Origin of the sequence: Streptomyces klenkii, from assembly GCF_003626645.1 — a bacterium.
Taxonomy (GTDB): Bacteria; Actinomycetota; Actinomycetes; order Streptomycetales; family Streptomycetaceae; genus Streptomyces; species Streptomyces klenkii.
Genome location: NZ_RBAM01000001.1, coordinates 539,960 through 559,591, shown reverse-complemented (window position 1 = coordinate 559,591; position 19,632 = coordinate 539,960). Strand labels below are relative to the sequence as shown.

Below are 19,632 nucleotides of genomic sequence, written 5' to 3'. Positions count from 1 at the left end.
CCGGATCGGTATCCACTCTGCCGCCCGGAACTGACACCCCGGCGGCGAGTCGTCAAGCCCAGCCCATCGGCCGTCCGGAACCGGGCTGTTGCGCACAGCCGTTGATTGACGCCCTACTCCACTGCACTCAACTCTTGGACACCGCTAGGAACAGAACCCCCCTTTGAGCACAGGAGATGCACATGCAACGCCGGAATCGGAGCAGAGTCCGGGCAACCCTCGCCGCGCTCGGTGTCACCGCGGTGCTGGGAGCGGGGGTCGTTACCCCCGCATCTGCCACACCGTCCCCAGCCGCCGCGGTCGGCGAACGCTACGTCGCTCTGGGCGACTCCTTCACCTCCGGACCTCTCGTCCCCCGCCAGGTGCACCTGAGGTGCGCCCGGTCCGACGCCGACTACCCCTCCCTCACGCGCACAGCGCTGGGCATCACGGACTTCACCGACGTCAGTTGCAGCGGCGCCAAGACGGACGACATGTGGGAGCCGCAGCAGGGGATGGGCAACCCCGCTCAGCTCGACGCGCTCAGCCCTGACACCACTCTCGTCACCGTGGGCATCGGCGGCAACGACATCATGTTCGGCGAGATCATTCTCCTGTGTACGACTCCCTTGGGCACACCAGTCCCCCGCGGCAACCCTTGTGAGCGGCGCTACGCACAAGGCGGCACCGACGAGCTCCAGCAGCGCATCGACAGCACTGCGTCGAAGGTCGCCGACGTCCTCACTGCCATTCACCAGCGGGCCCCGCACGCTCGCGTCGCACTCGTCGGTTACCCGGAGGTGATCGGCGACGACACCGAAGGCTGCCGCCAGTCCCTGCGCGTCGCCGACGGCGACCAGCCCTACCTGCGCGGCGTCCTGCACAGCCTCAACGCCATGCTGCTGAGCGAGGCGGACACGCACGACGCCCTCTACGTCGATACCACGGCCGTCACCACCGGCCACGACGCCTGCCGGCCGTTCGACGACCGCTACGTCGAAGGCCTCTTCACCCGGCCCACTCGCCCGGCCGTCGCCGTCCATCCCAATGCCAACGGCGAACGGGCCATGGCCGAGGCCGTGCTCGGCGCGCTCCAGGACGGCTCCCGTTCCCGGCGCTGACCGCATCCGGAGAATTGTCCGGCGGGAGCAACAACCGCACGCCGGCAGGTCTCCTGCTGCGGCTGCCAGGGTGTTGAAGATGAGTCCGTGGAGGGCGGCGAGTCCGGCGTGGGCGTTACCTCGGCATCGCCGCACACAGCACCGAAGGAGACATCGATGGCTGCCCCGCACGACACCAACCGGCCTGCCCCGGCCGTGAACACGCCCGCTACCCACGCCCCCGCCGCCCTGATGGAGCGTCTGGCTGACGAGCTCGGGAGCCGGGTTTCGAAGACGATCGTGTACGGCGAGCCCGTCACCGCCGAGGGCATCACTGTCATCCCGGTCGCCGAGGTCGGCATCGGCTTCGGCTTCGGCTTCGGGGGTGGTGCGGGGCGCAAGGCCGGAGCAGCGATGAACGGCGAAGGTGGAGGAGGCGGAGGAGTCATGGCCCGGCCCCGCGGCTTCATCGAGATCAAGGACGGCACCGCCGTGTACAAGCCGCTCCGGAATCCCTGGGTGGACGTCGCGATACCGATCGCCGCTCTCTTGGCAGGCACCGCCGTCCCACTCCTCGCGCGTCGCCTTACCAAGCACCGTCTTGGGTGAGCAGGCCGCCTTTCCGGCGGCCAGGAGTGCATCTGTTTCTCCCTGACCCTTCGCGGCTCAGCGGATGTGAGGGCAGCCTTCAGTCTGGTCTGTGGCCCGTCAGCGGCTGTTGTCTTTCCGGGCTTGAGGGCTGCGTTTCCGCTGTTCAGGCATGGGGTCGGCGGTTTCGGAGAGTGGTGAGGTGTCGAGTCGTCGCTCTGGTGGAGGTCGGGGATGCCGTCGGTCGTGGGGCTGCTGGAACAGCGCGAGCTGACCGCTCGCCGTCGTATGGACGACCTGCGGGAGGAGGCCGACCGTATCCAGGCCGAGCTGGTCGTGGCCGAGCGGGAGTGGAACGAGTGGGTCATCGCCCGTTCACGCGTCGACGAGGTGCTGTCCCCGGGCGAAGGCGACGCCGGCGACCCGGGCGCCTCCGAGGAGCCGTCGGATCGTGGTGAACCGCCCGCGCTGCCTGCACCTTCGGAGGCGGCGAAGTCCAAATCGGTGGTACCGATGTGGCGTGCGGGCCTGGCCTGGTCGGCGCTGTCGGCGGACTATCAGCGCATCGTGCAGGTTCTCGCGGACCGAGACCGTCTCGGCCAGGGACCGCTGACCTGCCAGGAGATGGCCGGCTGCTTCGGCCTGGATCCGGTGCCTGCGAAGATCGAGGCGTTGCGGTCGAAGGCGAAGCGGCTGACAGCTCGCGGGTGGCTGGTCGAGCCGGCGCCGGGCCGGTTCACGCTCGCGAAGGCCGTGGCCGGGCAAAGCGACGGGTCATGAGCATCGTCGCGGACCAGTAGACCATCGCCTCCGCGCTGGTGGTGGATCGCTCGAAGTCGCGCACCAGGCGGCGGCTTCGCATCAGGTGGGCAAAGAACCGCTCCACGATCCAGCGCTCGGGCAGCACGACGAAGCCGCGCATGTCGTCACTGCGCTTGACGATCGCCAGGACCAGGGCGAGGACGGTGAGGCTGTACTCGACGAGCCTGCCGGTGTAGCCGCCGTCGGCCCAAACCAGGGCCAACCGGTGGTACGCGGCGGCGACCCGGGCGAGCAGGACGTGGGCGGCGGCGCGGTCGCCGATGTCCGCCGAGGTGACCATCACCCCCAGCAGCAGGCCGAGGGTATCGACCACCACGTGGCGCTTGCGGCCGTTGATCAGCTTGCCGCCGTCGAAGCCCCGGCTGTCGGCGCCGACGACGGCGTCCGCCTTGACCGACTGGGAGTCGATCACGCCCGCGCTCGGCTCCGGCTCCCGCCCCGCCTTCTCCCGGACCTTTCCACGCAGCCGGTCGTGGAACTCGCGGACCAGACCGTGGTCGCGCCAGCGGCGGAAGAACGCGTAGACCCGGTCCCACGGCGGGAAGTCGGCTGGCATCGCCCGCCACTTCGTCCCGTTGTCGACCTGGTAGCGGATCGCGTCCAACATCGCGCGGTGGCAGTGGGCCTCCGGCTGTCCGCCCCGGCCTCGCAGCCAGGCCGGCATCGGCAGCAGCGGCCGCACCGCCGTCCACTCGGCGTCGGACATGTCCGTCGGGTAGCGGCGCTCGCGCGCCCCGTGGTCGCCGGCGTTCCCGAACCGGTGAGCGAGGCAGTCACACACGAGGGCGGCCGAAGTGGACCCTGCCTCCGCGAAGGCGTAGAACTGCGACAACAGGGCCTTCTGGACTGCTTGTTGGCGTAGACACCCTTCGAGCTACCAAGAGGCCCTGCTTTCATGCCAGGCATCTGCCGGAGTCATCCGATCGAGACTCCCGCTCGACCGACACCTCTCGAGATCGGAAGGCCAAGCCACTGAGTATTGCCAAGCGCTGTTTGCCCCGATCGTGCCAGGATGCTCGGCATGTCTGCTCGTGCACTGAGCTTCGGCGCGATCGCGGAAGCCTACGAAAGGTTCCGGCCGGGGTATCCCGAAGAGCTCTTCGACTTGGTGATGACGTACGCGGGCCGGCCGGTTCGGACGGCCCTGGAGATCGGTGCGGGGACAGGCAAAGCAACCCGCCTGTTCGCTGAGCACGGGGTCACGGTCACGGCGACGGAGCCCGACGCCGCCATGCTCGCCGAGCTGAACAAGACCGTGCCCGCGAACGTGACGACCGTGCGGGCCGCGTTTGAGGACCTGCAGCCAGGTGAAACCTATGGGTTGGTCTATGCGGCGGCAGCCCTGCATTGGACACGCCCGGAGGATCGGTGGTCACGAGTGGCCGCGCTGCTGGAGCCGGAGGGTGTGTTCGCCTCATTCGGTGGCCCGGTTCAGCTGGCTGACCCAACTGTCGAGGATTCTGCGCGCGCGGCACGGGCGCCGTTCCTGGAAACCGATGAGGTTCCGTCTCCCGACGGGACTGCTCCGGATGAGGAGATGCAGTGGCCGGGTACGGAGCTGCAACGGTCTCCGTGGTTCCTCGACGTTCAGCAGGCCGTCGTCACGCGGCGCTTGACGATGAGCGCTCCTGGCTACGTTGGCTACCTGTCGACCGTCTCGGCGTATCTCCAACTGCCGCAATCAAGGCGCCAGCAGGCGTACGACGCGATCACGCGGGTCCTGCCCGAGACGGTCGAGATCGCCGCCGACATCATCGTCCATCTCGCGCGTCGGCGACCCGAGTAGGGGCGACGGTCCTCCTTGGGGACCACGGCGAGCCTCACCCGACGGCCTGCGCCGAGACGGCCATGTACGCCGCCTTCTCATGCCCGGCACCCACCGCGATCACCTGATACTGAGACTCCCGTTCGAGCGACACCGCTCGAGATCGGAACAACAACAGCCGCTCAGGGGCACCTGATCAGGCTGAAGGCCACAGCGGAGGGGCACCAGCTCGTCAGGAGACGGGCCGGCGTGGTGCTCCTGGATTCCGGGCCGGGACGAAACCGTCATGGTCGTCCTGTGCGGCGCCAACACCGACTCCAGCGACCTCGCTTGACAACATAGCCCGGCCGCAGAGGCCCCGACCACAAGGTAGGGCCCCTCCACGCTCCGGGCAGAACCAACGCCGACCCAGCATCCGCTCCAGCCGTGTCCCCGGATGATCCGGACACTGCGTGTCCTCCGACGGGCGCTTCACCGTCCGCTCCGGCTTCACCTGAAAGCGCGCGAACCAGCGCCGGCCATCCGGATCACGCTCAATCGTCATCCTCCTCCGGCTCCGTCGGCGGAGCAATAATGATCTCCCCCCGCAGACGTTGTAACCGTTCACGCCATCTATACCCATCAAGCTCACCCCGCTCCAGAATCAACGAACCCAGCCCCGAGCGAGGCCGGGAAACCTTTGACAAGGCCGTGTCACCAGCCAGCCGCCCTGCACACGACCGGGCTCGGCGACACCCCGCGGGCCGACCAGCAGCCCACCCGCACCCACAGCCACCAGCACAAACGGCCAGCGAACCCCTGACCCCCCGAACCCCGACCCGGCAAGCTCCCTCAAATGGGGGTCAACAGCACACCAGACGCCGCATGTCCCGAATGCGGCCGCATTCAGAAACTCCGACCCAAGACCACCGGCGGATGGATCCGCCTCGAACCCGAGACCGTCCCCGCCGCCGAGGCGAAGGACGAGACGCTCCGCTGGTCCATCACCGCTGACGGCTACGCCGTCGCCGGCCGCGGCACCGGCGGCAAGTGCTACATCGAACACCGGCGCGTCTGCAGCCGACGCCGGCACCACCCGGAACACCTCGGCCCGATCTTCGTAGCCAGGTGGCTCCGCAACCGCTCCCTCGACGGCCTACCCATCGAAGGGATCACCGCAGAACCCTGACCCGACAGCCTGGCGGTGAGGAGCCGCCCGGCAACCCCGGTGTCCCCCAGTAGGCCCCGTGCGATCACATCCCGTTCTGTCGACGAACGTCCCTTCAGTAACGACAACACAATCCGACCTTGTGGATGACCACGGCGCCGAAGAACTCCTCATCCACGATGTCCGCTTCGAACAGACAGGCACTCGTCTCCGCCCTCAGCAAGGCTGTTACGCCCGGCCCTGCTTGCCTCTCCCGAGCTTGACGCAGGCAGGGCCGGCGAGTTGACACAGCTGCTGAGCCTCGCCCTGCCCCACCACCCTCCGATGCAGCGCCCCCGGGCCAGCTGTGCTCGCTCCCTTCGCTTCGGCCTCAGGCACGCCGAGCGGGCGGCGGCGATGCCCGCCTTCTCCTGGGCCTCGTGTGTCGAAGCGCCGAGATGCGGGGTGCAGACCACCTGGTCGAACCGGAAGAGCGGGGAGTCCGTGCACAGCTCCGAGGCGTACACGTCCAGGCCCTCGTCGCCGATCAGACCCGTCGTCTCCGGGGTCTTGGGCAGGTGCACGGTGATGAAGTCCGAGACTTCCAGCAGCTTGTCCAGCGACAGGAGCTTCACGCTCATCTCTGCGGCTCGCTCGGACTGTACGTACGGGTCGTACGCGACGGTTTCCATGTCGAAGGCCGCCATGCGCTGCGCGACGAGCACGCCGATGCGGCCGAGGCCGACGATGCCGAGCGTTACGACCGGTCTGCTCATGGGAGATGCGAATCCTCGGTGGGGATCGGTGGGGAGTGGGTGTTTCCTCTACGGGCTGTTACGAGCAGTTATGGGCAGTACGCGGCGGCCGTCAGCGGCCCACCTCGTACTGGCCGTTGCCGTAGAGCACGGTGGGGGTCCGCTCGTCGGCGCGGGTCCAGGTCACGGTGCCGGCGACGAGCGTGTGGTCGAACATGTGGGCCGTGTCGCTGACGTCGCACACCGCGGCCACGGAGGCCGCCGTCAGCACCGGCACGCCGTGCTGCGGCTGCCAGGACACGCCGTCGAAGCGCTGGGCCGCGGTGCCCGTGGCGAACTGCCGTGCCAGGTGCCGGGCGTCCCACGACAGGACGCTGACCGCGAAGGAGCCGCTGTCCAGTATCTGTTCCAGCGTGCGGCTCGCGGCGGCGAGCGAGACGAGCAGCGCGGGAGGCCGGAGGGACAGGGACATGACGGCGTTGACGGTGCAGCCGACGGGTCCGCCGGGGCCCTGTGCGGTGACGACCGCGACGCCGGTGGGCAGGCGGGCCATCGCGTGGCGGAAGGCGTCGTCCGACACGGTGGGACGTGCGGGCAGGAGGCTTTCGGTGGTCATCGGTTTCCCCGCATTCAGGCGTACTGGGCCGCGATCTCGGCGGTCACGGTCTTGCGGTCGACTTTCCCGTTGGTGTTCAGCGGCAGCTCGTCGTAGACGGTGACGCCGCGCGGCACCATGTACGACGGGAGCCGGAGCCGCAGTGCGGCCAGCAGGCGTTCGGGCGCCGGGTCGGCCCCCGTGCACACCGCTTCGAGGTCGGATTCGCCGTCGGCGCCGGGCAGCGCCACGACCAGGGCGTCGCGTACGCCGGGCTGGTCACGCAGTGCGGCCTCGATCTCGCCGAGTTCCACGCGGTAGCCGCGGACCTTGACCTGCTGGTCGAGGCGGCCCAGGTGGACGAGCTGTCCGTGCTGCCGGGTGACGCGGTCGCCGGTGCGGTACCAGAGGTCGTCCGTCACGGGCCCGCTGCCGTCGAACGCCTGCGCCCGCACCCCGTCGTAGACGACGAAGCGGCCGGCGTCGTTCGCCGGGTCCAGGTAGCCGGGGAAGCGCTGGGCGCCGCGGACGCACAGTTCGCCGTCCTCGCTCGGCAGTCCTTCGGGGTCGAGGACCACGTGTTCGAGGCCCGGGTAGGGCGTGCCGATCGGCACCGTGCCGTTGGCGGGGCGCGGCCAGTCGGCCGGGTCGGCGGGGAGCCGGTACTCGGTGCAGCTAATGGTGAGCTCGGTGGGGCCGTAGAGGTTCTCGACGCGGCTGCCGGGCGCCGCGGCCCGCCACGCCTCGGCCTGCTGCAAGGTCAGGGGTTCTCCGCAGAACAGGCTCCAGCGCAGGGTCGGCATGCTGCCCGGGGCCAGGCTGCGCAGTCGCCGCGCGACGGAGACGACGGAGGGGACGGAGAACCAGTGGGTCAGTTCCTTGGCGGCCACGAAGCGTGCCGGGGCCATCAGGTCGTCGCGACCGGGCACCACGAGGGTCGCCCCGCTCCCCCAGCTCGCGAACATGTCGAAGACCGACAGATCGAACGTCAGGTCGAAGGTCTGCGAGGCGCGGCTGCCGGGCCCCATCGCGTAGCGGGGCACGATGTGGTCGAGGTAGGCGGAGACGTTGCGGTGCCGGATCGGTACGCCCTTGGGAGCGCCCGTCGAGCCTGACGTGAACAGGATGTACGCGATGGCGTCCGCATCGCCCGCGTACGCGGGGAGCGGGGCGACGGGGGCGGTCGCCTCCCGGGTGAGGGGCAGCGCCGGGACCGGCAGGGCGGCGGCCGCGTCGGTGTCTCCCTCCACCAGGACGATGTCCAGCTCGCCCGCGAAGGCGACGGCGGTGGTGCGGGCGGCCGGGAAGGACGGGTTGAGGGGCACCACGGTGCTGCCGAGCCGCTGCACCGCCAGGTATCCGGCGTAGGCGAGGACGCTGCGCTCGGCGAGGAGGCCCACTCGGCGGGGCACCGCGCCGTGGGCGGCGACGAGTTCACCGGCCACCCGGTCGGCGAGGTCGCTGAGCTGCCGGTACGTCAGCCGGTCCGTTCCCGCTTCCAGGGCGGGCTCGCCGCCGTGGCGGTCGACGGCGGCGGCGAACCACTCGTACAGGGTCCGACTCATGATCATCCCTTCCGGGGGAGGTCCGTACTGAGGGCCTGCTGGGCGGTGAGGAGCGCTTCGATGGAGCGGTCGACCACTGCGGGGCGCGGCCGGCCGCGGGCGGCGGACTGGGCCGCGAATCGCAGGGTTTTGGGCAGTTCGTTCCAGGCGGCTGACACCGCGGCGGCCCGCTCGGGGTCGAGTCCTGCGTCGGTGACCGCGAACGCCAGCTGGTAGGCGTGGTGGCGGGCGGCGGCCCAGAGGTCGTCGCCGTACCGGGCGAGGGCCGTGGGATCGGTGCGGAAGACGTCGGCGATCCGGGTCAGCGACGCCTCCAGATCCAGGGTCCAGGTCCCGGGGCCAGGTGCGGGCGCAGGCGCAGGCGCGGCGCCGAAAGCCCGCGTCACGGGCTGCCGGTCCAGCCAGCGGTAGTGCCCGACGGGCGGAAGCGGAACCTCCTGGCCGAGCGCGAGCCCGTCCCGGCGGGTGACTTCCCGCGGAGGCTCGGTCAGCGGCGCGAGGGCCGTGGCGAGCTCCGCGTCGCTGATCCAGCCGAGGTAGGGCTCCTGCTCTCCGAACGGGGTGAGGGCGGCGAAGTGGTCGGCGATCAGCCAGCGGTCGTCGCGGTGATCGCGGATCAGCAGCCAGTGCGGGGCGTCCGCCTGTCCGTGGGCGGCCGCCCAGGGCAGATGGCGGGTGTTGCCGACGGCCAGGACCCGGTGCTCGCGGTGCAGGGCGTCGAGCAGGGCACTACGCGCGGCCTGCCAGTCGGCGGCGCCGCGGTAGGCCAGCTCGCGGCCGTCGTCGGTCGTGTCCACCCTGGGGTGATGCGAGAAGGCCAGTTCACCGGAAGGCAGGTCGGTGCGTACCGCGAGGCGGATGCCTTCGGCGAGGCGGCGCCGGACATCGGGGACGTCCGGGGTGAGGTGGGCGAGCAGGTTCGTCGTGTAGCAGCTGAGATCCGGCATCGTGGCCGGGGCTTCGGTCAGGAACACAAGGTCTCCACGTCGCTGCGGGAAACAGAGCTGTGCGGGACAGAGCTGGACAGTGCAGAGAAGGCGCAGCTCAGCGGGGTCCGGGACCGCTCGCGCAGGCTGATCCACTCGTAGGCGTCCCACTGCCCGCGTGGTCGGCCGGGAGGGACGTCGATCGTCCAGGGCCGGCCGGACAGGCCGGTTCCGGCCGCTTTGACGCAGGCTTCCTGGACGGTCCAGACCCAGGCGAGTTCGAGCGCCCGCTGCCGTTCGGGGAGCGTGCTGACGGTCCGGGCGTGCTTGCCGAGGCAGCGGCGCAGCAGGGTGTCGGGCGCGCTGTCCGCGGGCTGCTGGACGTCGACGCCGACCCGGCGGTGGGGGGCGACCGCGACGGCGATGGATGCGCCGTCGTGCGAGATGCTGATGCCGGTGTCCGGGTGCCCGGCGAGGACGGGGCGTCCGTGTTCGCCGGCGTGGACGGGCGCGTCCGCCTGCTCGGGGAGGACGGCGCGCAGGAGGTGGCGCAGGAGCGCCCGGGCGGCCAGGAACTCGGTGACGCGCCAGCGCGGCAGGTTCGCGGCGGCCGCCCGGTCGTGGGGGTGCGGGTCGGCGGGGATCCATCGGTCGCGCTCGTCCTGCGCTATCCAGACGCCGGGTGTCACTTGAGCTGTCAGGGCTGTCAGGGCTGTCGGGGCTGTCAGGGTCGTCATGGGGACAGCTCCGCGAGGAGGGCGTCGGCGTTGTCGGCTACGGTGCCGAGGACCAGTTCGGTGACACCGCCGCCGATGCCCAGGACGGCGGCTTCGCTGCGGATGTGCTGGGCACCGTCGCGGGCGAAGCCGTCGGCTCCCTGGAGCTGGGCGCAGGTGGCGAGCACCGGTTCGGCGACGAGTCCGGCGGCGGATTTGAGCAGGGCGGCCGCGGCGAGGTCGTGCCGGTCCACGACCTGCTCCCCGAGGCTGTCGCACAGGGCGCGCAGCTGGCGCACCTGTACGAGGCAGGTGGCGTAGCGCTGGCGTACGACGTCGTTGTGCCACAGAGGCTGTCCGTCGATGTGACGGCGGGTCAGCCGTTGCTTGGTGTCGGCGAGCACGCGGCGGGTGAGGGCGACCGCCCACAGGGCGCCGGCGAGCCGTTCGGTGCCCATGTGGCGGGCGAAGGCCGCCATACCGCGGCCGGGGCGGCCGACGAGGTGGTCCACGGGGAGCCGGACGGCGTCGAATTCGACGTGCCCGGTCGCGGAGCCGGTGAGGAGGTCGGTGCCGGCCGGCCGGATGCGCACGCCGGGGGCCGTGGCGGGGACGAGGACCCAGGTGAAGCTGGTGAAGTGGCGTCCGGGCCGGTGGCGGGCGAGGACCAGGAGCCGGTCGGCTTCCCATGCGGTGGTGATCCAGCGCTTGCCGCCGGTGAGGACCAGTTCGTCCGGGCCGATCGTCACTTCGGTGCCGAGGCCGGTCAGGTCCGAGCCGGCCGCGGCGTCGTCGGTGGCGGCGAGGGCGACCGTGGCCGTGCCGGAGAGCGTCTCGTCGAGGGCTGCGCGCACGGGTCCGGCTTCCGGGGCGCAGGCGGCGAGCAGGGGCAGTGCGCTGGCGGCTTGGACCAGCACGCTGAGGGTGATGCCGTTGTCGCCGCGGGCGTCGACGGCGCCGAGGAGTTCGGAGAGCCGTCCGGGGTCGGGGGCGGCAGGCCGGGAGGCGCCCCGGTCGTAGAGGTCGCGCAGGATTCCCGCCGCTCCGAGCGCCGCCCACACCTGGGAAGCCGTGGCGTCGGCGGGCACGGCGGCCAGTGCGGCGGCCGCCCGGGGGCGGTGGCTCGCGGCGGTGCCGGGTTCCGCGTGGAGCAGTTCAGGCAAGGCGCACCTCCGCGTCGAGGAGGGCGAGTTTGCCGTCGACGAGGTGGAGGCGGTCGTTGCTGTAGTTCAGGGCGGCCGACCGCAGGTCGCGCAGGCTGTGTTCGAGGCGGGTGGGCGAGTCCTTGAGGTAGCCGTGGCGCATTCCGACGGCGTCGATGAGGCCGTCGACGGCCTGGTGGCACTCCTCGGCCGCGGTGATCTTCAGGCTGTTGAGCAGGAGCTGGACGCGCGGCACGCTGAGGTCGTCGGTGGTGGCGACGACCTGCTGGGTGTGGGCGAGCAGGGCGTGGACGGTCTCGATGCGCTGCCGGGCCTGGGAGAGCCGGGTGAGCAGCAGCTCGGAGTCGAGGTTGACGCGGCCGCGGCTCTGCGGGCCGCGCAGCAGCTTGACGACGCGGGAGAGCGCGCCGGCCGCGGTGCCGAGCCAGCAGGCCGACCAGCCGAGGTGGGCCATGGGTGCGAAGACCGTGGTGACGATGGTCCGGAAGTCGCCGTGCTCCCCCACCACGTGGTGGGCCGGGACGGTGCCGGTCAGGCGCAGGGCGACGCTGTGGCTGGCCCGCATGCCCAGCGGCTGCCAGTCGCCGGAGCGTTCGACGGTGAGCTGGTCGCGGTGGGCGTAGACGAGCGAGACCTGGTTGGGGGACGCGGGAGCGGGGCTCTGCATGGTGACGAGGAAGCCGTCCGCGTACTCGCCGCCGGTGACGATGGGGGCGAAGCGGTCGATGAGCAGCTCGTCGTCGCGGGCGGTGAGGGCCGACTCGGAGCTGAGCAGGTGGCCGCCCTTGCCGGCCTCGGTGGTGACCGAGGCCAGGTAGACGCGGCCCGCCGCGATCTCGGGCAGCAGTTCGTCCCGGAGCCGCTGGTTGCCGTAGCGCACCAGGGCCGCGACCTGCTGGCAGTGCATCGCGAAGATCATGGCCACGGACATGTCGGTGCGGCCGAGGGCGATGCTCGTGGTCACCACGTCCTCGGTGGTGCCGCCGAGCCCGCCGTGCGAGGCGGGGACGAGCAGGCCGAGCAGGCCGGTGCGGCGCATCTCGGCAAGCGCCTCGACGGGGAAGGAGGCGTCGCGGTCGGTACGGGCCAGGTGCTCGGCGGCCACCGCGGCGACCTGGTCGGTGCGCTGGGCGAGGGACGCGGCGGTCAGCGGTGCCACGGGGGCGGCCGGCGGGGTCGTGGCGTGTGCGGCGGCGCTCATGCGGCGGTCACTCGGGTGCCGTCCGCCGCGCCCTGGGCGTCGATGGCCGCGCTGATCACGGTCCAGAGGCTGCCGGCGGTGGCGAACGTGGTGTCGTTCATGTCGTCGTCGGGCAGCGTCACGCCGAAGGTGTCCTCGATGGCGAAGAGCAGCTCGATGGCCTGCATCGAGTCGAGGCCGAGCTCGCGCAGCGACGCGTCGGGGGTGATCTCCTGCTCGCCGAGGAACTTCAGGAAGGGCGTGAGCAGTTCGGAGAATCGGGCGTCCATCACTTCGCTCCAGGGGTGGGGCCGGCCGGGGCCGGGACGGCGGTACGGGTGAGGTTGATGCGGGTGACGTCGGGGGCCGCGCCGGGGCGGTCGCTGTCGATCACGGCCTCTGCGGGCAGCGGGTGGCCGAGGAAGGCGACGAGGCTGGCGCTGAGCCCGTAGGCACCGACGTTGGGGACGGCCAGCAGGTCGCCGGGGCGGAGCGCGGGCAGTTTCGCTGAGCGCGCCCAGGTGTCGAGCGGGGTGCACAGGGGGCCGGCGACCAGGGCGTCCAGGGCCGGTCCGCGCCCACCACCACCCTGGCCGTAGCCCTCACCGCCGCCCTCGCTACCGCTACCGCCGGATACCAGGCGGGGGTTGAGGGTGGGCAGTCGCCGCAGTCCGGACATGCCGCCCAGGTGGTTGATGCCGGATTCGAGGACGACCACGTCCTTGCCGTGCGAGCGCTTGACGTCGAGCACGGCCGCGAGGAGCACTCCGGCCGTGCCCACGAGGTAGCGGCCCGACTCGAAGACGACGTGAGTGCCGTCGTGGTGCCGCCCGGGGAGCTCCGCGTCGAGGAGCGCGGTGAGCCGGGGCCGCAGTGCCGAGAGGTCGATCCGTTCGCCCTCCGCCGCGAACGGGGCGCCGAAGCCGCCGCCGAGGTCCAGGACCCGGATGCGGACGCCGTGCTCCGCCAGAGCCGCGGTCAGGGTCTTGGCGGTGGTGAGCGAGCGGGCGAACTGGCCGAGCAGGGCGTCGACGTCGCCGAGGTTGGTGCCCATGTACAGGTGCAAACCGGTGACCTCGGCGTGCGGACGACTGACGAAACGTTTCGGCTCGTCGAGCACCCATCGGGTGTCGGCGCCGAACTGCGAGGCCACGCCGGTCATGGCCAGGCCCTGGCCCGGCACCGGCTGGTCGTCGTTGACGCGCAGCAGGCACTGGGCGGCGATTCCGGCACGGCCGGCCAGACGGTCCAGCTGGTCGATCGCGTACGGGGAGTCCACGGAGAACTGCCGCACGCCCAGGCTCAGCGCGTAACCGATCTCCTCGTCCCGTTTGCCGGGCCCGGTGTAAAGGACGTCGGCGGCCGGCCAGCCCGCGCCGAGCGCCGCGTCGAGCTCGCCGGTGGAGCACACCTCGGGGTGGGCCCCGCGCTCGCGCAGCACGGTCAGCAGGGACGGGTGCGCGTTGGCCTTCAGGGAGTAGTACAGGCCCGCGCCGGCGGGCAGTGCGTCCCGCAGCGCGTCGTGGTTGCGGCGGACTTCGGCCACGTCGTAGACGTACGCGGGAGTGGGGATGTGTGCCAGGACCTCGGGCGGCACAGGCAGGGCCGTACGGACGGACCGGAGGGTGCTACTGGGCTCGGGCACCGGTGACCTCCTGGGTGAGGGCGGCCAGGGCCTTGCGGTCGACCTTGCCGTTACCGGTCAGCGGCAGGGCGGCGACGATCAGGCAGCGGCGCGGGATCTTGAACTCTTCGATCTGTTCGCGCATGCCCTGGAGCACCTCGGCGGGGGTCGGCTCGCCGGCGGCCGGCTCGCTGACGGCGAACAGGAGGGCGGGGGTGGCGCCTTGCGGCGGCAGGACAGCGGCGGCGCTGACCCCGGGGACGCGGCGGGCGGCCGCCTCGACCTCGGTGGCGCTGACGCGGAAACCGTTCTCCTTGTAGATGTCGTCGCGCCGGCCGTCGAAGTACAGGAATCCCTCTTCGTCCACCCACCCGTAGTCGCCGGTGTGCAGCTGAGGGAGGAGGCCCTCGACGCGGTGGAAGCGCTGCGCGGTGAGTTCGGGCCGGCGCCAGTAGCCCGCCATGACGTTGGGGCCGCGCACCACGATCTCGCCGACCTCGCCCGGGGGCTTGCGGCGGCCGTCCTCGCCGATGACGAAGACCTCGGTGCCGGGCAGTGCGCGGCCGCTGGAGCCGGGCCGTTCCAGGTCGCCGTCGGGCGGCATGATGGTGGCGCGCTTGCACTCGGTCAGGCCGAACATCAGCTGCACCCGCAGGTCCGGCAGCGCCGCTCGCAGGGCTTGCAGCGTCTGACCGGGCATGGCCGCTCCGGTGTTGGTGAGCAGCCGCAGCGGCGGGGTGTCCTGGTGTGCCCTGCGCAGCAGCCGGGCCAGGGCGTCGGCGACCGAGGGGACGGCGGCGAGCACGGTGGCGCCCGCGCGGACGAGGTTGCCGAGGAGGGCGGGGCCGACCTCGGCGGGCCGGCCGAGCACGACGCGGGCGCCGGCCCGCGTGGCCAGGAAGAGCTGGTAGAGGCCGTAGTCGAAGGAGAGCGGCAGCGGGCTGTAGACGACGTCGTCCGGTCGGTAGTTCAACACCGTCTGGATGGCGTCGACGGAGAACGTCAGCTGCTGGTGGGTGGAGACGACGGCCTTAGGCAGCGAGGTGGTGCCGGAGGTGTAGATCAGGCATACGGGGTCGACGGTGAGGGGGCCGGGCCGCACCGCCTCAGGCACGGAAGCGGGCACGGGTGCGGCGGCGAAGGCCAGTGCGGCGATCTCCCCGGTGGTGGCGGTGCGCAGTCCGCGCCGCTGTGCGGCGGCTTGCGAGGCGGTGTCGTCGGTGACGAGCAGGGCCGGCTCGCAGTCGTCGAGGACGTGGTCGAGCTGGATGCCGTGGACCTGCTCGTGCAGCAGCGAGAAGGCCACGCCGGCCCGCGAGGCGGCGTAGACGAGCGGCGGGAGCGCGGTGGATCCGGGTGCGCAGACGACGAGCCGGTCGCCGCGCCGCAGCCCGCTCGCGTGCATCCAAGCGGCCAGGCACCGTGATGCGGCGTCGAGTTCGCGGTAGCTGAGCGTGTGGTCGCCGCTGGTGACGGCGGGCCGGTCGGGCCACCGGGCGGCGGCCTGGTCGAGCAGGTCGTGCAGCAGGTGGGTGGGGTCGGGCATCAGTTGACTCCAGTGCGGGCGGCGGGTCGGGCCGGCGGCCGGGCCGTCCCGGTGGGCAGGGCGCGCAGCACGATGCGGCAGATGCCGTCGATGTGGTGGAGGTGCTCGGGGACGAGGTCGTCCGCGGCGAACTCCACGGACAGTTCGCGTTCGAGGCGTTCGACGATCTCCACCACCCGGAAGGAGGTGAAGCCGGGTACGGCCGCCAGCGGCTGCCCGTCGAGCAGGGCCGCCGGATCGGTCCTGAGCACCGCGGCGGCGACGGCGGCGACGCGCTCGCGGAGCGCGGCGGGTACCGCGGGCCGGTCGTCCGGGCCCTGCTGGGGTGTGCGGGGTTCAGCGGTGCCGAAGACCTCCCGGTCCCGGCGGAGCTGACCGGCGAGGCGGGTGGACAGCTCCCGGGGCTCGGGCCGGCCGCGTTCGACGCGGCGGTAGGCGAGGTAGACGCTCTCGGCGAGGGACTCCCAGGCCTTGACGTGCGCGGCCGCCTCCTCTTCGGCAGCGAGGTCGGCGAGCAGGCCACGGGCGGTGAGGAAGCGGGCGTGCAGCTTGCGGGAGCGGGCCAGGAGCCAGGTCTCCAGGGTGAGCCGGTCGAGGGCGGCCGCCCGGTCGGGGTGTTCGGCGTAGGCGGCGACGTAGCGGTCGGTGGTCTCTTCGTCCGCCAGGTCGAGTCCGGGGCGGGGCGCGGTGAGCGGCCCGCCGGCCGGGCCGAGCGTGGCGACCAGGGCTGGTCCCGGCACGGCGGCTGCCAACTGGGCGGGGCTCAGCGGGTGGCTGACCGGGCGGGCACTGCCCCACGGCGTCTCGTTGTGGTAGCCGTCCACCGCGACGGCGCTGCCGTCGGCGGCCGTCTCCAGCAGGAAGCTGTGGTCCATGTGGCGCTGCCCGAAGTACGGCACCCACGGCAGGTGGTACGCGTCGGCGATCACGTAGCGGCCCGGGGCCGGCCGGACGGATTCCCCCGCCGCGGTCGTGCGGAGGTCCTGGACGGTGAGTCCGAGGGCGGGGGCCGCGTCGGCGATCTGTTCCTCGGCGGAGCGCTCCACCGTGGGCAGGCCGCCCAGCCCGGGGGCCGGCCGGAAGCGCAGCACGGCGCCCAGGTTCAGGTGGGTGCCCGCACCGTGCAGGCGGTCGGCCAGGAGCGCCAGGTTGACCTGGACGCAGTCGAACAGCGGCCAGTCCACGGTGGCGGGCAGGACGTCAGCGCTCATGGCCGGATCCTGCTTCCGCGAGCCGGTCCACCCGCTGGAGGTCGCCCATGGCCAGGCGCAGCGCCTGCGCGTCGGGCGCCTCGTCGCTCAGCTCGCCGTCCAGCAGCTGCTGGTAGGCGCCCAGGTCGAGGTAGCCGTGCCCGCTGACGCACACCACGACGCCCTTCTCGGCGCGCAGCGGTCCGTTGTTGCCCTCGGCGCCGGAGCCGGCCAGGCGGGCGGCGGCGGCCAGGGCGTGGCCGGATTCGGGGGCGGGCAGCACCATCTCGCCACGGGTGAACAGGCGGCCCGCCTCCAGCGCCTCGACCTGGCCGACGGCGGTGGCCTCGATCTGGTCGCGGTGGCGCATCGCGGAGAGCACCTTGGCGGCGCCGTGGAAACGCAGCCCGGCCGAGTGCGAGTCGGGGATCGGGTACGCGCTGCCGATGGTGTACATGGCCTCCATCGGCCCGGTGCCGGTGGCGTCGGTGTGGTCGTAGGCGTACGTTCCGCGGGTGAGCTTGGGGGTGGTGCTGGACTCGGCGGCCACCAGGAGCGGCGGCCGGGTGCCGACGGTGGCGGCGGCCGAGAAGAACGGCAGGGCGATGCCGCCGAAGTTGGAGCCGGCGCCGACGCAGCCCACGACCGCGTCGATCTCGGCGTCGAGGCCGGCGAGCTGGTCGGCGGCCTCCAGGCCGATCACGGACTGGTGCAGGATGCTGTACGTCTCGCCGCTGCCGATGCAGAAGGCCGCGCCTTCGGTGCGGGCGGCGTACTCCACGGCCTCGCCGATGGCCAGCGAGAGGCTGTTGACGCCGGCTTCGCTCCGCCGGGCGACGTCGGTGAGGGTGCTGGGGCTGGCGTGCACGGTGGCCCCGAGGGTACGCATCAGCGTGCCGCGGTAGGGCTTGCGGCGCAGGCTGTTGCCGACCATGAAGATGGTGCACTTCATGCCGAACATCGCGCAGGCGGCGGCCAGGGCGGTGCCCCACTGCCCGGCGCCGGTGCCGCTGACCAGCTCGCGGACGCCGGCCCGTGCGTAGTAGTAGGCCTGGGCGAGGGCGGTGTTGAGCTTGTGGCTGCCGGAGATGTTGCCGCCTTCGTACTTCACGTAGACGGGCACCCGTGCCCCGACGGCGCGCTCGAAGCCCCTGGCCCGCCACAGCGGCGTGGGGCGGAACGCCCGGTAGGCGTCGACGACCTCGGCGGGGATGTCCCAGTACTCCTTCTGCTGCACGCTCTGCCGCACGAGTTGCATCGGCAGGTTGACCTGGACGCTGCCGCCGCCGGCAGTGGGCGGGGTCAGGTCCGGGGGCGGTTGCTCGTCCAGGTGCGGCAGGACGCTGCGCCACCGGGTGGGCGGTTCGGTGCGGCTCACTGCGACGCCTCCGCCCCGAGCAGGACGATCTCGATCAGGTCGTGGACGGTCTCGAAGCTGCGCCCGACGAAGAGGTCGTCGGGGAGGACGATGTCGAGCTCGTCCTCCAGGCGCACCAGCATGCCCACGAATCCCAGCGAGTTGACGCGCAGGATCTCCCCGTTGAGCGGCTCGTGGTCGTCGATGTCGGCCGGCTTGAGGGACAGCCGGGACTCGGCGATGACCACGCGCTTGACGGACTCGGCGACCGCGTCGCGGTCCAGTCCGGTGATCATGTTTCCTCCGTGGAAGGTCGAGGGTCAGGGGCGGTGGGCGGTCACGGAGCTGCGCAGCGTGCCGTGCGCCTCGACGACCCAGCTGTGGGTGACGAGGGAGCCGAGGGTGACCGGGCCGCGGACGTGCATGCGGCCGGTGCTGATGGAGATCTCGGAGCCGAGTCCGAGGGTGGGGCCGTCGTGCAGGCGCAGGGAGCCGTTGACGACGATGGCGGCGGCGTCGACCCGGCGGGTGAACTCCTCGCTCACGCCGCGGTCCGCGGCGAGCACGCCCTCGGTGTGGCCGGAGCCGTGCCGGCGGATGTGTGCCAGGGCCTCGTCCAGGCCCTCGACCGCGCGCACGCCGATGGTGGCGTCGAGGAACTCGCGGCCGAGGTCGTGCTCCTGGAGTTCGTCGATCCGCCAGGGCCGCTCGCCGCCGGCGCCGCTGTCGCCACCCGCTTCGCCGCCGGGCCGGGGGACGCGCGGGTCGAGGCGTACGGTGACCTGCCGGTTGTCGCGTTCGGCGGCGTGCAGCACGGCGGCCACGAGGTCGTCGGCGACCTCGGCGTCCACGAGCATCATTTCGGCGGTGTTGCAGGCGGTCGGCTCCGGCAGCTTGCTGTCGAGGGCGACCTCGGCGGCGAGGCCGAGGTCGGCGCTCTTGTGCACGTAGACGTGGTTGACGCCGCCGCCGCTGGCGATCACCGGGATGGTGGAGGCGCTGCGGCAGTAGTCGATGAGCGAGGGGCTGCCGCGCGGGATGAGGACGTCGACGGCGTCGGGCCGCTTGAGCAGGGCGCGCAACTGTGCGCGGTCGGGGTCGTCGAGGACGGTGACCAGGTGGGCGGGGAGCCCGGCGGCCTCCAGGGCCTCGCGTGCCACGGCGGACAGGGCCTCGTTGGTGCGAGCGATCTCCTTGCCGCCGCGCAGCAGGACGGCGTTGCCGACCGCGACGGGCAGCAGGGCGCCCTCCACGGTGACGGTGGGGCGTGCTTCGTAGACCATGAACACCACGCCGAGCGGCTTGGGCGAGCGCAGGCGCACTCCCCAGTCGCCGATGGGGACTCCGGGGTCGCGGGCGGTGACCCGGCCGAGTTCGTTCAGGACGGCTTCGGTGAGGTGCTCCAGCCGGCCGAGGTGGGCGTCGGTCAGCCGCAGCCGGTCGAGGAGGACGGGTGACAGGCCGCGTTCCTCAGCGCGGGCGAGGTCCTGGGCGTTGGCGTCGAGGACGGCCGGCCAGTGGGCGGCCAGGCGCTTGGCGAGCTCGCGGCAGTAGCGTTCGTACGCCGGGTCGCCGGTGGGCGGGGCGGCTGCGAGGGCAGCGCGGGCTGATGTGAGGATGGCCTCGGTCATGATC

19 protein-coding genes and 1 pseudogene are annotated in these 19,632 nt (G+C 72.1%); 5 read left to right on the top strand and 15 right to left on the bottom strand.

The window, feature by feature from the left end:
- Positions 1–182 precede the first annotated feature (182 nt).
- From D7231_RS02070 to D7231_RS02060, 3 genes are all read left to right on the top strand, one after another.
- Positions 183–1,100, top strand: a complete 918-nt coding sequence (locus D7231_RS02070) for an SGNH/GDSL hydrolase family protein (protein WP_120753141.1) — start codon at positions 183–185, stop codon at positions 1,098–1,100.
- Positions 1,101–1,256: 156 nt separating this feature from the next.
- The gene (locus tag D7231_RS02065) at positions 1,257–1,688 is read left to right on the top strand and encodes a spore germination protein GerW family protein (protein WP_120753140.1); all 432 of its coding nucleotides are present in this window, start codon (positions 1,257–1,259) and stop codon (positions 1,686–1,688) included.
- 213 nt (positions 1,689–1,901) lie between these two features.
- Complete coding sequence (locus tag D7231_RS02060) at positions 1,902–2,447, top strand: hypothetical protein (RefSeq protein WP_120753139.1); 546 nt, start codon at positions 1,902–1,904, stop codon at positions 2,445–2,447.
- Here the strand turns inward: D7231_RS02060 and D7231_RS02055 are convergent.
- On the bottom strand, positions 2,404–3,321 hold the full coding sequence (locus D7231_RS02055) for an IS5 family transposase (RefSeq protein WP_228775452.1): 918 nt from the start codon (positions 3,319–3,321) through the stop codon (positions 2,404–2,406). The two genes, D7231_RS02060 and D7231_RS02055, sit on opposite strands and share 44 nt — an antisense overlap.
- 180 nt (positions 3,322–3,501) lie before the next feature.
- Here D7231_RS02055 and D7231_RS02050 point away from each other — a divergent pair, with 180 nt between their 5' ends.
- Together D7231_RS02050 and D7231_RS02040 are read left to right on the top strand one after the other, a co-directional pair.
- Positions 3,502–4,275 carry a class I SAM-dependent methyltransferase gene (locus D7231_RS02050; protein WP_199739287.1) on the top strand — a complete coding sequence of 258 codons (774 nt, stop codon included), beginning with the start codon at positions 3,502–3,504 and terminating at the stop codon, positions 4,273–4,275.
- 814 nt (positions 4,276–5,089) lie between these two features.
- Complete coding sequence (locus tag D7231_RS02040) at positions 5,090–5,422, top strand: DUF6083 domain-containing protein (RefSeq protein ID WP_120753136.1); 333 nt, start codon at positions 5,090–5,092, stop codon at positions 5,420–5,422.
- A gap of 350 nt (positions 5,423–5,772) precedes the next feature.
- Here D7231_RS02040 and D7231_RS02035 read toward each other — a convergent pair.
- The 14 genes and pseudogenes from D7231_RS02035 to D7231_RS01970 all read right to left on the bottom strand — a co-directional run.
- Positions 5,773–6,135 (bottom strand): annotated as a pseudogene (locus D7231_RS02035) (NAD(P)-dependent oxidoreductase); the annotation flags it as partial.
- 112 nt (positions 6,136–6,247) lie between these two features.
- Complete coding sequence (locus D7231_RS02030) at positions 6,248–6,751, bottom strand: flavin reductase family protein (protein ID WP_120753135.1); 504 nt, start codon at positions 6,749–6,751, stop codon at positions 6,248–6,250.
- Positions 6,752–6,765: 14 nt separating this feature from the next.
- Entirely contained in the window at positions 6,766–8,295 is a 1,530-nt protein-coding gene (locus D7231_RS02025) for an amino acid adenylation domain-containing protein (RefSeq protein WP_338419809.1), read from the bottom strand.
- A 2-nt stretch (positions 8,296–8,297) separates the two neighbouring features.
- Positions 8,298–9,269, bottom strand: coding sequence for a hypothetical protein (locus D7231_RS02020; protein WP_120753133.1), 972 nt, complete (start codon positions 9,267–9,269; stop codon positions 8,298–8,300).
- Positions 9,260–9,958 (bottom strand): 4'-phosphopantetheinyl transferase family protein, encoded by a 699-nt coding sequence (locus tag D7231_RS02015; RefSeq protein WP_120753132.1) that lies wholly within the window; start codon positions 9,956–9,958, stop codon positions 9,260–9,262. Before D7231_RS02015 ends, D7231_RS02020 begins: the two co-directional genes overlap by 10 nt.
- Complete coding sequence (locus D7231_RS02010; RefSeq protein WP_199739286.1) at positions 9,955–11,100, bottom strand: acyl-CoA dehydrogenase family protein; 1,146 nt, start codon at positions 11,098–11,100, stop codon at positions 9,955–9,957. Before D7231_RS02010 ends, D7231_RS02015 begins: the two co-directional genes overlap by 4 nt.
- Positions 11,093–12,301 (bottom strand): acyl-CoA dehydrogenase family protein, encoded by a 1,209-nt coding sequence (locus D7231_RS02005; RefSeq protein ID WP_199739285.1) that lies wholly within the window; start codon positions 12,299–12,301, stop codon positions 11,093–11,095. The genes D7231_RS02010 and D7231_RS02005 overlap by 8 nt, the downstream gene beginning before the upstream one ends.
- A complete protein-coding gene (locus tag D7231_RS02000; protein ID WP_120753131.1) occupies positions 12,298–12,570 on the bottom strand; it encodes an acyl carrier protein in 273 nt (90 codons plus the stop codon). The genes D7231_RS02005 and D7231_RS02000 overlap by 4 nt, the downstream gene beginning before the upstream one ends.
- Positions 12,570–13,925: a type III PLP-dependent enzyme domain-containing protein gene (locus tag D7231_RS01995; RefSeq protein WP_199739284.1), complete on the bottom strand. Its 1,356-nt coding sequence runs from the start codon at positions 13,923–13,925 to the stop codon at positions 12,570–12,572. The genes D7231_RS02000 and D7231_RS01995 overlap by 1 nt, the downstream gene beginning before the upstream one ends.
- Positions 13,909–15,450 (bottom strand): class I adenylate-forming enzyme family protein, encoded by a 1,542-nt coding sequence (locus D7231_RS01990; RefSeq protein WP_120753130.1) that lies wholly within the window; start codon positions 15,448–15,450, stop codon positions 13,909–13,911. Before D7231_RS01990 ends, D7231_RS01995 begins: the two co-directional genes overlap by 17 nt.
- On the bottom strand, positions 15,450–16,661 hold the full coding sequence (locus tag D7231_RS01985) for an acyl carrier protein (RefSeq protein ID WP_120753129.1): 1,212 nt from the start codon (positions 16,659–16,661) through the stop codon (positions 15,450–15,452). Before D7231_RS01985 ends, D7231_RS01990 begins: the two co-directional genes overlap by 1 nt.
- Positions 16,651–18,018: a TrpB-like pyridoxal phosphate-dependent enzyme gene (locus D7231_RS01980; RefSeq protein WP_120753128.1), complete on the bottom strand. Its 1,368-nt coding sequence runs from the start codon at positions 18,016–18,018 to the stop codon at positions 16,651–16,653. The genes D7231_RS01985 and D7231_RS01980 overlap by 11 nt, the downstream gene beginning before the upstream one ends.
- Entirely contained in the window at positions 18,015–18,293 is a 279-nt protein-coding gene (locus tag D7231_RS01975) for an acyl carrier protein (protein ID WP_120753127.1), read from the bottom strand. The genes D7231_RS01980 and D7231_RS01975 overlap by 4 nt, the downstream gene beginning before the upstream one ends.
- A gap of 24 nt (positions 18,294–18,317) precedes the next feature.
- Positions 18,318–19,628, bottom strand: coding sequence for a glutamate-5-semialdehyde dehydrogenase (locus D7231_RS01970; protein ID WP_120753126.1), 1,311 nt, complete (start codon positions 19,626–19,628; stop codon positions 18,318–18,320).
- Positions 19,629–19,632: the final 4 nt, after the last annotated feature.